At 67.1% G+C, this 12940-nt stretch carries 9 protein-coding genes and 1 pseudogene; 1 reads left to right on the forward strand and 9 read right to left on the reverse strand.

Annotated features, from left to right (window positions below; all coding sequences use genetic code 11):
• Positions 1-76 precede the first annotated feature (76 nt).
• The 3 genes from GRI75_RS13170 to GRI75_RS13180 all read right to left on the reverse strand — a co-directional run bounded on the left by GRI75_RS13170 (position 77) and on the right by GRI75_RS13180 (position 4060).
• Complete coding sequence (locus GRI75_RS13170; protein WP_160747462.1) at positions 77-667, reverse strand: TetR/AcrR family transcriptional regulator; 591 nt, start codon at positions 665-667, stop codon at positions 77-79.
• A 97-nt stretch (positions 668-764) separates the two neighbouring features.
• Positions 765-1943 carry a dihydrolipoamide acetyltransferase family protein gene (locus GRI75_RS13175; RefSeq protein WP_160747463.1) on the reverse strand — a complete coding sequence of 393 codons (1179 nt, stop codon included), beginning with the start codon at positions 1941-1943 and terminating at the stop codon, positions 765-767.
• A gap of 17 nt (positions 1944-1960) precedes the next feature.
• Positions 1961-4060: an alpha-ketoacid dehydrogenase subunit alpha/beta gene (locus tag GRI75_RS13180; RefSeq protein WP_160747464.1), complete on the reverse strand. Its 2100-nt coding sequence runs from the start codon at positions 4058-4060 to the stop codon at positions 1961-1963.
• Between the two features lie 115 nt (positions 4061-4175).
• Here GRI75_RS13180 and GRI75_RS13185 point away from each other — a divergent pair, with 115 nt between their 5' ends.
• A complete protein-coding gene (locus GRI75_RS13185) occupies positions 4176-4643 on the forward strand; it encodes an Lrp/AsnC family transcriptional regulator (protein WP_160747465.1) in 468 nt (155 codons plus the stop codon).
• Positions 4644-4660: 17 nt separating this feature from the next.
• Here GRI75_RS13185 and GRI75_RS13190 read toward each other — a convergent pair whose 3' ends face one another.
• The 6 genes and pseudogenes from GRI75_RS13190 to metF form a co-directional block, all read right to left on the reverse strand.
• The gene (locus GRI75_RS13190) at positions 4661-5884 is read right to left on the reverse strand and encodes an amino acid aminotransferase (RefSeq protein ID WP_235911510.1); all 1224 of its coding nucleotides are present in this window, start codon (positions 5882-5884) and stop codon (positions 4661-4663) included.
• A 31-nt stretch (positions 5885-5915) separates the two neighbouring features.
• A complete protein-coding gene (locus GRI75_RS13195) occupies positions 5916-6911 on the reverse strand; it encodes an ArsR/SmtB family transcription factor (RefSeq protein ID WP_160747466.1) in 996 nt (331 codons plus the stop codon).
• Between the two features lie 65 nt (positions 6912-6976).
• Positions 6977-8293 carry a serine hydroxymethyltransferase gene (gene glyA, locus GRI75_RS13200; RefSeq protein ID WP_160747467.1) on the reverse strand — a complete coding sequence of 439 codons (1317 nt, stop codon included), beginning with the start codon at positions 8291-8293 and terminating at the stop codon, positions 6977-6979.
• A 23-nt stretch (positions 8294-8316) separates the two neighbouring features.
• A pseudogene (metH, locus tag GRI75_RS13205) lies at positions 8317-10943 on the reverse strand (methionine synthase).
• 1 nt (position 10944) lies between these two features.
• Positions 10945-11991 (reverse strand): homocysteine S-methyltransferase family protein, encoded by a 1047-nt coding sequence (locus tag GRI75_RS13210; RefSeq protein ID WP_160747468.1) that lies wholly within the window; start codon positions 11989-11991, stop codon positions 10945-10947.
• The gene (gene metF / locus GRI75_RS13215) at positions 11988-12917 is read right to left on the reverse strand and encodes a methylenetetrahydrofolate reductase [NAD(P)H] (RefSeq protein WP_160747469.1); all 930 of its coding nucleotides are present in this window, start codon (positions 12915-12917) and stop codon (positions 11988-11990) included. The genes GRI75_RS13210 and metF overlap by 4 nt, the downstream gene beginning before the upstream one ends.
• Positions 12918-12940: the final 23 nt, after the last annotated feature.

Raw genomic sequence — 12940 nt, forward strand, 5'->3', positions numbered from 1 at the left:
GGCCTGGCTCAACCGATCGTCCAGGCCAGCCCCCTCCACCGCCTTCGGCGGTCCCCCTCCCCCAGAGGGGGAGGATTTACGCGCCTCCGCCGCCCAGCGCCATCTCCGCCATCGCGTCGACCATTCGCGCCGGATCGACCGGCCCCTCAGGGTCGTACCAGGTCATCGTCCAGTTCAGCATGCCGAACAGCAGCATCGTCCGCGCGCGAGCCATTCCGCTGTCGCCGCCAAGTTCGGGCCGCGCGGCGACGAGGACTTTCTGGACCGCATCCACGATGCGGCGCTGCTTGGCGACGATTTCGCTCCTCCGCTCGGGCGGCAGGTTCTCGAGCTCGTTGAGCAGGACCTTCTGCTGGTCCGACGCGCCCATGTAGTGCTGCATGAACAGACCGAGCACCCGCCTCAACTCGTCGGCCGGCGTGCCTCCATCCGGACCGATGGTTTCGACATCCTCCACCAACGTCTCGACGTGCGCGGACATGACCGCGTAGAGAAGATCCTCTTTCGACGGGTAGTAGTGATAAAGCAGCGATTTCGACATCGAACACGCCTTGGCAATGTCTGAAACAGCAGTGCCGTTGAACCCGTCCCTGGCGAAAAGACGAGCCGCTTCTTCTACGATAGCCTGGAGCCGCTCGTCATAGTCGGCTGCCCTCGTCCGTGCCATAATCGCCGCCCCGGTCTGTTCCCTCCAACTAGCAGCCCTTCGGACAGGGTCAACCAAAGGCTGATCGGCCGTGTGTGCCGCGGAGCCTTCGCCTGAGCTACGCCTCCCCCCAGTTCTCGATCGTTTCGACGAACCTGGTCAGCCAGGCGTTGGTCTGGTGGCCGTCGATCGCGCGGTGATCGATCGTCAGCGATACGTAGCACATCGGGCGGATCTGGATGGTGTCGCTACCGCCCGCCTCCCTCGCGACCACGCGCTTCTCCAGCTTGCCGACGCCGAGGATGGCGGACTGCGGCTGGTTGATGATGATCGGCGCGGCCACGAGCGATCCGGAGACCCCGTGGTTGGACACGGTGAAGGTGCCGCCGGCAACATCGCCGCCGCTCAGCTTGCCCTCCCGCGCCCGCGCCGTGAGCTCGCTGAGGCGCTTGGCGATGCCCTGCAGCGAGAGGTCCTGCACCCGGCGGACCACGGGCACGATCAATCCCTTGTCACCGAGCGCAGTCCCGACGCCGATGTTGACGTCGTCGAAGATCTCCAGCCGATCATCGGACCAGCGGCTGTTGACGGCCGGCGCGGCCTTCATCGCCTCCGCGCAGGCGGCGAGGATATAGGCCGTGAAAGTCAGCTTCGCGCCGTCTTTCTCGAACGCGGCCTTGTGCCTGTCGCGGTGCGCCATCACGGCTGAGAAATCGCACTCGAACACCGCGGTCACGTGCGGCGCCACGGTTACCGAGTGCAGCATGTTCTGCGCAATGGCGAGGCGCATCCTGTCGTGAGGAATGGTGGTCACGCCGCCGGCGGATGTGGATGCCGGGGCGCTGGGTGCCGGCGCCGAGGCCGGGGCCGTCGCGCGTTCGGCCACGGCCTTGTCGACATCGGCGCGGGTGATCCGCCCTCCCCGGCCGGTGCCTGTGATCGTCGCCGGGTCGATGCCGTGTTCCTTGATCGCGCGCCGCACGGCGGGGGAGAGCCCGGTCACCGGGACCGGCGCATGGCCATTGTCAGGTCCGTTCGCGTTCTCCTCCCGAGCGGCTCCGAGCGTCATACGCCCTAGGATCGCTCCCGGTTCCGCTTCGTCATCGGTGTCGAGGAGGATCTCGGTGAGCACGCCCGCCGCGGGCGAGGGAACCTCCTGCGTGACCTTGTCGGTCTCGAGCTCCACCAGCGGCCCGTCCAGCTCAACCCGGTCGCCGACCTTCACGAGCCAGCTCCGCACGATCGCCTTCGTGCCCTCCTGCTCGGCGGGAACCTTGATGTCGATCGTATCGCTCATGCCGGGCCCTTTCTCGCTCAGAACTCTACCAGATCGGCGATTCTGGCACGGATGCGTTCGACCGAAGGCACCGCCCATTCGAGCAGCCTGGGGCTGTGCGGGCTGGGAATGTCGGGCATCGTCACCCGAGCGACCGGAGCATCGAGGTCCATGAACGCCTCGTCCGCCACAACGGCCGCAATCTCGGCGCCGAAACCCGCGGTCCGCAAGTCTTCATGCACGATCAGGCACCGGCGGGTGCGGCGGACGGACTGGAGCACCGCCTCCCGGTCCCACGGCATCAGCGTGCGCAAGTCGATCACATCGGCGGCGTAGCCTTCGGCGGCCTCCTCGCAGCGCGGCACCATCGCTCCCCAGGTCACGATCGTGATGGCATCGCCCCGCCGGGTGAACTTCGCCTGCCCGAACGGCAGGGCGAAATCGTCGCCCGGGTAGGGGCGACGGGCCCAGGCGAGGTCGAGCAGGTTGCGGTGCTCGAAGAAGATCACCGGATCGTTGCCCCGCAGCGCCGTGCGCAGGAGCCCGACCGCGTCCTCGGCATTCGATGGCACCACGACCTGCCAGCCCGGATTGTGGATGAAGGCGACCTCGTTGGTCTGGCTGTGCCAGGGATCGCCGCACTTGAAGAAGCCGCCGGCCATGCGCACGACCATCGGCGCGGCGAAGCGGTTGGCCGTGCGCCAGCGCATCGTGCCGCAATCGTTGATCTGCTCGGTCGCGGGCTCGGCATATTTGCGGAACTGGATTTCCGGCACCGGCATAAGGCCCGCCAGCGCCATCCCGCCCGCCCGGCCGATGATGCCCTCTTCCGACAAGGACGTGTCGAACACCCGCTTTGGCCCGAACTTCTCCTGCAGGCCGAGCGTGACCGCATGGACGCCGCCCTTCGGACCGATATCTTCCCCGAACAGCAGCACGCGATCGTTGATCGTCATCTCGTGCTCCAGCGTCCTGCGGATCGCCGTGACCATATTGATGCGCTGCCCTTCCGGCTTCGGCTCGCTGGTCGAAGGCGGCGCGACATAGCCGTGGTTGTGCATCCCGCCTTCGGTCTGCATCTCCCCTTCGAAGAACACGTTGCGCATCACGTCCGCCGGTTCGGACGCGGGCCGGGATTCCGCCCGTTCGAGCCCCTCTTCGGCCGCGGCCTGGGCCCGCGATACGATGCCGTCCCAGCCGGCCTGATCGAACACTGCCGGAACCAGGTAGTCCTTCAGCCGGGGCAGCGGGTCGCGTTGCCACTCGGCCTCGATTGTTTGCGCGGACTTGTAGGTCTGGGTGTCCTGGAAGCTGTGCCCCTCGAGACGCGGCATGGTCAGCCGCAGCAAGGCCGGGGCGCGCTGGCGGCGCACGTGGGCTTCTGCATCGGCGACCAGGCGCGCCGCTTCCGCCGGGTCCGTGCCGTCGCCGGAGAATATCTCCAGCCCCTGCCAGCCCGACAGGTTTGCGGCGATATCGCCACCCGGCGTCTGGAACGTGGACGGGACCGAGATTCCGAAGCCGTTGTCTTCGATGTAGAACAGCATCGGCAGGCGCTGCGTCGTCGCGATCGTCAGCGCTGCCCAGAAACCGTTGGTCGCCACCGATGCGTCCCCGCCCAGAACGACCGCGATGGCGCTCTCGTAAGCCGGGTCCTTTAGAACATCGCGGTAGTACTCGATCGCCTGCGCCCAGCCGGCGGTGGGCGTGTACTGCGAGCCCACTCCCCCGCACATCGGCAGGGCGGAGGCACCGTGCGGATTGGGGAAGTTGAACACCACCCCGATATCGCGCCCGTCCGAATAGCCCCCGGCGCGGCCCATTGCCGAGCCGAGCGCATCCGCCACATCGACGCCGAGCGCCAGCAGCAGGGGGCGCGAGCGGTAGTAGCCGCAAGTCGCATCGCGCGGATTGCCGAGACGGCAGCCGAGCATGACCTGCGCCATGTCGTGACCCCGCGCCGAGAACTGGTACATGACCTTCTTCTCGGGGACGAGGCGGGTTTCCTCCATGTGATCGAGGGCGCGGGACAGGTTCACGAGATAGGCGATGCGCTCCCAATCGAACGCGGGATCGGGCGCGTTGCGGGGAGCCGCTCCCGATCTCTGCGCGCTTGTTGCCGCGGCATTGGTGCTCATCGTACCTCTCCTGCGAGAGCGTCATTCTACCAAACGCGCGATGATCGGTTTTCGTCTTTTGGACGCGCGTCGGCGCATTTTTGATGAAGAACGTTCGGGAAAAGTAGGGTATTGGATGAAAATGGCCCGGCTCGACGAACTTGACCGCAAGATTGTCCGCATCCTGCAGAAGCGGGGCGACATCAGCCAGGCCGAACTGGCGGAGAAAGTCGGCACTTCGACCGCGTCTTGCTGGCGGCGGCTCAAATCGCTCGAGCAGCGGGGAGTTCTCGGGCCCGTGGTGCGGCTGGTCGACCCGAAGGCGATCGGCCGGACGATGACGGTCCTGTCGCAGATCCGGCTCAAGTCCCAGGACAGCGGCGCGCGGGAGCGCTTCCAGCAGTTCGTGATGTCGCAAGAGGAAGTGACGCAGTGCTTCTCCGTGTCCGGGGAATGGGACTACCAGCTGCAGTTCGTCGTCGAGGACATGGAAGAGTTCGAGAACCTGCTGATGCAGCGCTTCCTCAACAACCCCGATGTGTCGGCATCGTCATCGCTGTTCGTTCTGCGCTGCATCAAGCAGACGACTGCTCTCAAAGTCTGAAGCAACCGTCGATCGCGTCACCGAACAGCGGCCAATGCGGCGGCGAACGCCTGCAGGTCGTGAGGCGCGAGCCCGGCGATATTGATGCGGCCCGTCCCAGCCACGTAAACTGCATGCTCTTCGCGCAGCGCCGCGACCTGCCGGGGCGTGAGGTCGAGAGTGGAGAACATGCCCTTCTGCCGCGTCAGGAAGGCCAGGGCCGGATCGAGCCGTGCGAGCCCCTCGCGCATGGCAGCGATGCGCCGGCGCATGTTTTCGAGCTCCTCCCGCCACAAGGCGGACAGCTCTTCGCGTTCCAGGATCAGCCGCACGATCGCCGCGCCGTGGTCCGGCGGCATCGACCAGTTGGCGCGTGCGAGGCTCAGCAGATTGCTCTGGGCCAGCGCTGCATCGCTGCGATCGGCCGCCAGCACGAACAATGCGCCGACCCGCTCCCGATAGAGGCCGAAGTTCTTATCGCAGCTATAGGCGACGATCGCTTCGGGACAGTGCCGCGCCACGCACGCCAGGCCCTGCCTGTCGGCCTCCAGCCCATCCCCCAGCCCGTGGTAGGCAAAGTCGATGAACGGCAGCAGGCCGCGCTCGGCGCAGAGGCGCGCGACGGCTTGCCACTGCACGGCGTCCAGATCGGCGCCGGTCGGGTTGTGGCAGCAGCCGTGCAGCAGCACGACATCCCTCGCCGCAGCTTTCTCCAGCGCGGCCATCATGTCGCCGAAGCGCACGGTCTGGTTCGCCGGATCGAGATAGGGATGCTCCACCAGTTCTAAGCGGGCGGCGGCGAAGATCGGCGCATGGTTGGGCCAGGTGGGGGCGCCGACGTGCACGCGCGCGTTCGGGTTCGCCGCTGCGATCAGTTCCGCACCGATACGCAAGGCGCCTGTGCCGCCGGGGGTTTGCATCCCGGCAACGCGCTCCGCCGCAACGTCGCTGCCCAGCGCGAGAGGCAGGAGGCGCCGGAAGAACTCGATGTCCCCTTCCGGCCCAAGGTAGGACTTGGTGGTCTGCGAGCGCAGCAGCCGGTCTTCGGCCGCCTTCACGGCAGCGAACACCGGAGTGACGCCGGCCTCGTCGCGGTAGACGCCGACCCCGAGATCGATCTTTCGCTCGCGCTCGTCCTGGGCATGAAGCGAAATGAGTTCGAGGATCGCGTCCGGCGGCTGCGCCGTAAGACGCGTCAGCGTTCTCGACGCCGGACGGGTGCTGTCCGCATGGTCCATCTTGGTCCCCCCTACCTGATCCAAGATCATAGGAGGGATGACTGGGGATACATGATCAATCGCGCGCCCGTGTCGGCACTGTTTGGATGGTATTCTTCAGAGCTGGCGGGCGCGTGCCCAGCCAGATTTTCGTCGTGAGCCCCTTTCCCGGCAGCGCGACCGGCAATGCCGGCGCGAAGCCGCTGCCGGTCAACCATTCGAGCATCTGCTCGTCGCTGAAGCCCAGCCTGGCATGAGCATGGCGTTCGCGCAGTTCCTCCCGCTCATGAGTGGCAAGGTCCACGACTACGACCCGGCCGCCCGGCCGGCACACCCGGGCCGCCTCCGCCAGGGGCTGCGCGGGTTCCTGCGCATAGTGGAGCACCTGGTGCAGCACGACGGTGTCGAACTCGCCTTCACCGAACGGCAGCGCGCCGAAATCGCCCTGCACCAGCTCGATCTGCTGCGGCGGGAAGCTCTGCAGCCGCGCGCGGGCAAGGCGCAGCATCTCCGTGCTCTTGTCGAATGCGACCACATGATCCGAGCGGTCGGCGAGCAGTTCGGCCATCCTGCCGGTGCCGGTGCCGATATCGAGCAGCCTTCCGAGCGGAGCGTCCCCGAGGCTCTCCAGCAGCGCGGCTTCGACCGTCTTCGCAGGGCTCAACCAGGAACGCAGCTGATCCCATTCGCCAGCATGGCGAGCGAAGTAGTCCGCCGCCCCCTTCTCCCGCGCCGTACGGATCGCGGCTAGGTGCCTGCGGTCCTCGGCACAGCGGGCGCCGAACGATGCGTCTTCTTCCTCCGCAGCCTCGAGCATGCGCACCACGGTGGCACCGAGCCCGCGCCCGCGAGAGCCTGACGCCGCCTGGCGCAGGAACGTCCAGCTGCCTTCGCGGCGCCGTTCGGCCAGGCCGCTGTCGCACAGGATCCCAACGTGGCGCGAAACCCGCGGCTGGCTCTGGCCGAGCACCTGGGCGAGTTCCCCCACGGCGAGTTCCATATGCGCGAGCAGCCGCATCATTCGAAGGCGCGTGGGGTCGGCCAGCGCACGGGTTACGGTTTCGATCAGCATGGGCGCGGTCATATCAAGACATCGTTATGCCTGCCACCATCGATCGGCAGCAGGCGGCCCTTCTCTCATTGTCCAGGATAGAGCGGGAAGGCCGCGCAAAGATCGCCCACCCGGCGGCGAACGCTCGCTTCGGCCTGACCGTCGCCCTCGGCACCGTTGCGGCGGATGCCGTCCACCACTTCGGCGATCAGGCCGCCTATCTTACGGAACTCGGCCGGTCCGAAGCCGCGCGTCGTGCCCGCCGGAGTGCCGAGCCTGAGGCCGGAGGTCAGGGTGTGCGGCAGCGGATCGAAGGGCACCGCGTTCTTGTTGCAGGTGAGGTAGGCCCGATCGAGGCCCTTCTCGGCGGCCTTGCCGGTGACGTCCTTGGGGGTGAGATCGACCAGCATCAGGTGGTTGTCGGTTCCGCCGGAGACGATCGTCAGCCCGGCCTCCGCCAGGCTGGCGGCGAGCGCCTTGGCGTTCTCCACCACGCTCGCGGCATAGGCCTTGAACTCGGGCCGCAGCGCTTCGCCGAAGGCGACCGCCTTGGCGGCGATGACATGGACCAGCGGGCCGCCCTGCATGCCCGGGAACACCGCCATGTTGAGCGGCTTGGACAGCGCCTCGTCATCCCACAGGATCACGCCCGAGCGCGGCCCGCGCAGGCTCTTGTGCGTGGTCGTGGTGACGACATGAGCGTGCGGGAAGGGCGAAGGATGCGCGCCGCCGGCGACGAGGCCGGAGAAGTGCGACATGTCGACCAGCAGGTAGGCCCCAACCTCGTCGGCAATCTCGCGAAAGGCGGCAAAGTCCCACTGGCGCGGATAGGCGGTGGCGCCGGTGATGATCAACTTGGGCTTGTGCTCGTGGGCGAGGCGGCGGACCGCCTCCATGTCGAGCCGCTGGTCGTCCTTGCGCACGCCGTAGGGAACAGCGTTGAACCACTTGCCGCTCATGTTCACGGGCGATCCGTGGGTCAGGTGCCCGCCGGAGGAGAGGTCGAGGCCCATGAAGGTGTCGCCCGGCTGCAGCAGGGCCAGGAACACCGCCTGGTTCATCTGGCTGCCGGAGTTGGGCTGAACGTTGGCGAACTCACAGCCGAACAACTGCTTGGCCCGTTCGATCGCCAGGGTCTCGACCACGTCGGCATATTCGCAGCCGCCGTAGTAGCGCCGGCCGGGATAGCCTTCGGCATACTTGTTGGTGAACACCGATCCGGTCGCCTCCAGCACCGCCGTGCTGGCGATGTTCTCGCTGGCGATCAGTTCGATCCGGTCGCGCTGGCGGCCGAGTTCATTACGGATGGCAGCGAAGATCTCGGGATCGGCTTCGGACAGGCTGTCGTGCCAGAAGCGGTCCACGCCCCGCGGAACCTGGGATTCTGCCGTCGAGATAGTCATGTTCTTGTGCCCTCCATGTGCACTCAATCGAGGTTGGGGCGGAGCCAGCGTTCCGCGGCTTCCACGGTCACCCCTCGCCGCGCGGCGTAGTCTTCAAGCTGGTCGCGGCCGATCCGCGCGACGCCGAAATACTGGCTATCCGGATGCGCGAAGTAGAAGCCGCTGACGGCCGAAGCCGGCAACATCGCGAAGCTTTCGGTCAGCGAGATTCCCGTGCCGGCCTCCCCGCCGAGCAGATCGAACAGCAGCGGCTTGAGGCTGTGATCGGGGCACGCGGGATATCCAGGCGCCGGGCGGATGCCGCGGTACTGCTCGCGGATCAGGGCCTCGTTGGTGAGCTGTTCGCCCTCGGCATAACCCCACACGGTCGTTCGTACGTGCTGATGGAGACGCTCGGCGAACGCTTCCGCAAACCTGTCGGCCAGCGCCTTGAACAGTATGTCCGAGTAGTCGTCGCTCGCCGCCTTGAAGCGCTCGGAGTGAGGCTCTATCCCGTGTATCCCAACCGCGAAGCCCCCGATCCAGTCCCCTGCGGGATCGATGAAGTCTGCGAGGCAGAAGTTCGCCCGGTCGCGCGACTTCTTCACCTGCTGGCGCAGGAAGGGCAGACGCGTACCATTCTCCAGAACGACGTCGTCGCCCTCCCGGCGGCACGGCCACAAACCGCAAGTACCCTTCGCTACCAGCCACTCCTCGGTTACGATCCGGTCGAGCATGGCTTGCGCATCGGCGTAGAGCGAGCGGGCGCTTTCGCCGACCACCTCGTCCTCCAGGATCGAGGGGAAAGTGCCCGCCAGCTCCCAGGCGCGGAAGAACGGGGTCCAGTCGAAGCACTCGCGCAGATCGGCCAGGGGCCACTCATGGAACACGCGTACGCCCGGCTCGCGGGGCGGAGGCGCCTTGTCCGCCATGTCGGCTGCGAAGCCCTTCTCCCGCGCTTCCGCCAGCGGCAGCAGCTCCGACTTGGTCTTGCCCGCCCGCGCCTCCCGCACGGTGTCGTATTCGCAGGCGGTCTGCTCGACGAACTCGTCGCGCAGCGTGTCCGACAGAAGCTTGCTCGCCACGCCTACGGCACGGCTTGCGTCGAGGACATGGATCACCGGGCCGGAATAAGCCGGATCGATCCGCAGCGCGGTGTGGACTTTGCTGGTGGTCGCGCCGCCGATCAGCAGCGGCAGGCACATGTCGGCGCGCTGCATCTCCTCCGCCACGGTGACCATCTCGTCCAGCGACGGGGTAATCAGGCCCGAAAGCCCGATCATGTCGGCATGCTGCTCGCGCGCGGTGTCGAGGATCTTCGACCACGGCACCATCACGCCGAGATCGATCACTTCGTAGCCGTTGCACTGCAGGACCACGCCGACGATGTTCTTGCCGATATCGTGCACATCGCCCTTCACCGTCGCCATGACGATGCGGCCCTTGGGCCTGGCGCCGGCTTTCTTCTCCGCCTCGATGAACGGCACAAGGTGGGCGACCGCCTTCTTCATCACCCGCGCAGACTTGACCACTTGCGGCAGGAACATCTTGCCGCTGCCGAACAGGTCGCCGACGACGTTCATCCCGTCCATCAGCGGCCCTTCGATCACCCCGATCGGCCGGCCGCCGCGTTCGGCCGTGGACGCGCGCATCTCTTCGGTGTCGGCGACGATGTACGCGTCCATGCCTTTGACGAGCGCATATTCGAGCCGCTTCTCGACCGCCCAGCCGCGCCATTCCTGCGCCGCCTGCTCCTGGTCCGGCGACTTGCCCTTGTAGCTTTCCGCCAGGGCGATCAGCCGCTCGGTCGCGTCCGGCCGGCGGCACAGGATCACGTCTTCGCAGGCGTCACGCAAGCGCGGCTCGATCGTGTCGTAGACGTCGAGCTGGCCGGCGTTGACGATGGCCATGTCCAGCCCGGCCGGGATCGCGTGGAACAGGAACACCGAATGCATCGCCGGCGCACGGTCTCGTTGCCGCGGAAGCTGAACGACAGGTTGGACAGGCCCCCGCTGCAATGGACGTGCGGGCAGCGCGCCTTGATCTCGCCGACCGCTTCGATGAAATCGAGCGCGTAGCGGTCGTGCTCTTCCATGCCCGTGGCAATGGCGAAGATGTTCGCGTCGAACACGATGTCCTCCGCCGGGAAGCCGATGCCGGTCAGCAAGTTGTAAGCCCGCTCGCAGATTTCGACCTTGCGCTCCCGCGTGTCCGCCTGCCCCTGCTCGTCGAACGCCATGACGACGACCGCCGCGCCATAGTCCCGGCAGAGGCGGGCATGCTCGAGGAAGGCGGCTTCGCCCTCCTTCATGCTGATGGAGTTGACGATCGGCTTGCCCGAGACGCACTTGAGCCCGGCTTCGATGACCGGCCACTTGGAGCTGTCGATCATCACCGGGACGCGGGCGATGTCGGGCTCGGCGGCGATCAGCTTGAGGAACGTGGTCATTGCCTCGACCGCGTCGAGCAGGCCTTCGTCCATGTTGACGTCGACGATCTGCGCGCCGTTCTCGACCTGCTGGCGAGCGACCTCGACCGCTGCCGCGTAGTCGCCCGCGAGGATCAGCTTCTTGAACGCGGCCGAGCCGGTGACGTTCGTCCGCTCCCCCACGTTGACGAACCGGGCGGTCGCGGGCTGCTCCAGTTCCTCCAGCTTGAACGCGCTCGCCATCTCAGGCCGCCAGCGTGAAAGGTTCGAGACCGGCGAGCCGGGTCACCCGCTCGGCCGCGTCGAACCTGCGCGGGGCCACGGCTTCGACCGCGCGGGCGATCGCGGCGATGTGCGCCGGGGTCGATCCGCAGCATCCTCCGAGGATGTTCACGCGCCCTGCCCTGGCCCATTCGAGCAGGTGCCCGGCGGTGGTCTCGGGCTGTTCGTCGTATTCGCCGAGTTCGTTCGGCAGGCCGGCGTTGGGATAGGCCATCAGCAGGGCATCGGCGATGCCCGACAGAAGCTGGATGTGCGGGCGCAGCTGCTCGGCGCCGAAGGAGCAGTTGAGCCCGATGGTCAGCGGGTTCGCGTGCCTCACCGCGTACCAGAACGCCTCGACCGTATGGCCCGACAGGTTGCGCCCGGACAGGTCCGTCAGCGTCATCGAGATCATCAGCGGGATATCGCGGCCGAGCTCCCGCTCGAGCTGGCGCACGGCATAGATGGCGGACTTCGCGTTAAGGGTGTCGAACACCGTTTCGACCAGGATGAAGTCCGCCCCGCCCTCCACGAGCGCCGCCGCCTGCTCACGATAGACCTCGGCCAGCTCGTCGAAATCGATCTCGCGAAAGCCGGGGTCCTCCACCTGGGGCGAAAGCGACAGGGTTTTGTTGGTCGGGCCGATCGCCCCGGCCACGAACCGGGGCCGTCCGTCACACTGAACGAGCTCATCGGTAGCCTCGCGGGCGATCCTGGCGGCGGCGAGATTGATGTCGGCGACGAGGTCCTGCGCCGCGTAGTCGGCCTGGCTGATCCGGTTGGCGGAGAAGGTGTTGGTCGAAACGATGTCCGACCCCGCCTCCAGGTAGGCGCGGGTTATCGCGCTCACCACGTCGGGACGGGTTAGCGCCAGGATGTCGTTGTTGCCTTTCTGGTCGGCAGACAGGCCCAGCTCGCCGGCAAAGTCCGCCTCGCCCAGGCGCCGCGCCTGGATCTCGGTGCCATAGGCGCCGTCGAACAGCAGGATGCGCTTCGCCGCCTCCGCCGTCAGGGCTTCGCGCGGGGTCATGAGACTGGCTCCAGCTGGGCCGGCAGCCGGCGGCCGAGGAGATGGCAGATCGCCTGGGTCAGCTCCGCCCGGTTGAGCGTGTAGAAGTGAAAGTCGCGCACGCCTTCGGCATAGAGCCGGCGGCACAGCTCGGCGGCCACGGTCGCGGCGACGAGCTGGCGCGGTTCGGGATGGTCGTCGAGCCCGAGGAAGAGCTGCGCCATCCACCCCGGCACCTCGGCTCCGCAGGCGGCGGCGAACTTGCGCGTCTGCCCGAAATTGGTGACCGGGAGTATCCCGGGCACGATCGGTGCGTCGATCCCCGCCGAGGCCGCCCGGTCGCGGAAGCGGAGGAACGTGTCGGCGCTGAAGAAGAACTGGCTGAGCGCGCGAACCGCGCCTGCGTCCAGCTTGCGCTTGAGGTTGTCGAGATCGGCCTCCGCGCTCGCAGCATCGGGGTGCGTTTCGGGGTATGCCGCAACCGAGATCTCGAAAGGCGCGATCTCGCGCAGTCCCCGGACGAGTTCGGCGGCGCTGCGATAGCCCTGCGGGTGCGGCGTGAAGCGGCTGCCGGGCGGGCCGCCGTCTCCCCGTAAGGCGACGATGTGCCGCACTCCGGCGGCCCAGAACTCCTCGGCCAAGCCAGCGACATCCGCCTTGCTTGCGCCGGCGCACGTAAGGTGCGCGGCAACATCAAGGGGCGTCTCGGAAGCCAGCCGCCGCACCGCCGCAAGCGATCCCTCCCGCGTCGTTCCTCCCGCGCCATAAGTCATCGAGACGAACGCCGGCCCGCAGGGCGCGAGCTTTTCGACCGCCGCCCATAGCTGGCTTTCCGCACCCGGCGATTTCGGCGGGAAGAACTCGAACGACACCGCGATGTCGCCGGGAAGATCCGCGAACAGGGGTTCGCCGGCTTCTTCGAAGTGCAACGACCCGTAGGCGTTCATCAGAATACTCCATCTGGCTAGCC

The sequence above is a fragment of the Croceibacterium soli genome (assembly GCF_009828065.1).
Classification (GTDB): domain Bacteria; phylum Pseudomonadota; class Alphaproteobacteria; order Sphingomonadales; family Sphingomonadaceae; genus Croceibacterium_B; species Croceibacterium_B soli.

Excerpts from the sequence above, each read along its gene's own strand:
- GRI75_RS13170 (WP_160747462.1), bottom strand. The coding sequence starts at position 667 with ATGGCACGGACGAGGGCAGCCGACTATGACGAGCGGCTCCAGGCTATC.
- GRI75_RS13175 (WP_160747463.1), bottom strand. The coding sequence starts at position 1,943 with ATGAGCGATACGATCGACATCAAGGTTCCCGCCGAGCAGGAGGGCACG.
- GRI75_RS13180 (WP_160747464.1), bottom strand. The coding sequence starts at position 4,060 with ATGAGCACCAATGCCGCGGCAACAAGCGCGCAGAGATCGGGAGCGGCT.
- GRI75_RS13185 (WP_160747465.1), top strand. The coding sequence starts at position 4,176 with ATGAAAATGGCCCGGCTCGACGAACTTGACCGCAAGATTGTCCGCATC.
- GRI75_RS13195 (WP_160747466.1), bottom strand. The coding sequence starts at position 6,911 with ATGCTGATCGAAACCGTAACCCGTGCGCTGGCCGACCCCACGCGCCTT.
- glyA (WP_160747467.1), bottom strand. The coding sequence starts at position 8,293 with ATGACTATCTCGACGGCAGAATCCCAGGTTCCGCGGGGCGTGGACCGC.
- GRI75_RS13210 (WP_160747468.1), bottom strand. The coding sequence starts at position 11,991 with ATGACCCCGCGCGAAGCCCTGACGGCGGAGGCGGCGAAGCGCATCCTG.
- metF (WP_160747469.1), bottom strand. The coding sequence starts at position 12,917 with ATGAACGCCTACGGGTCGTTGCACTTCGAAGAAGCCGGCGAACCCCTG.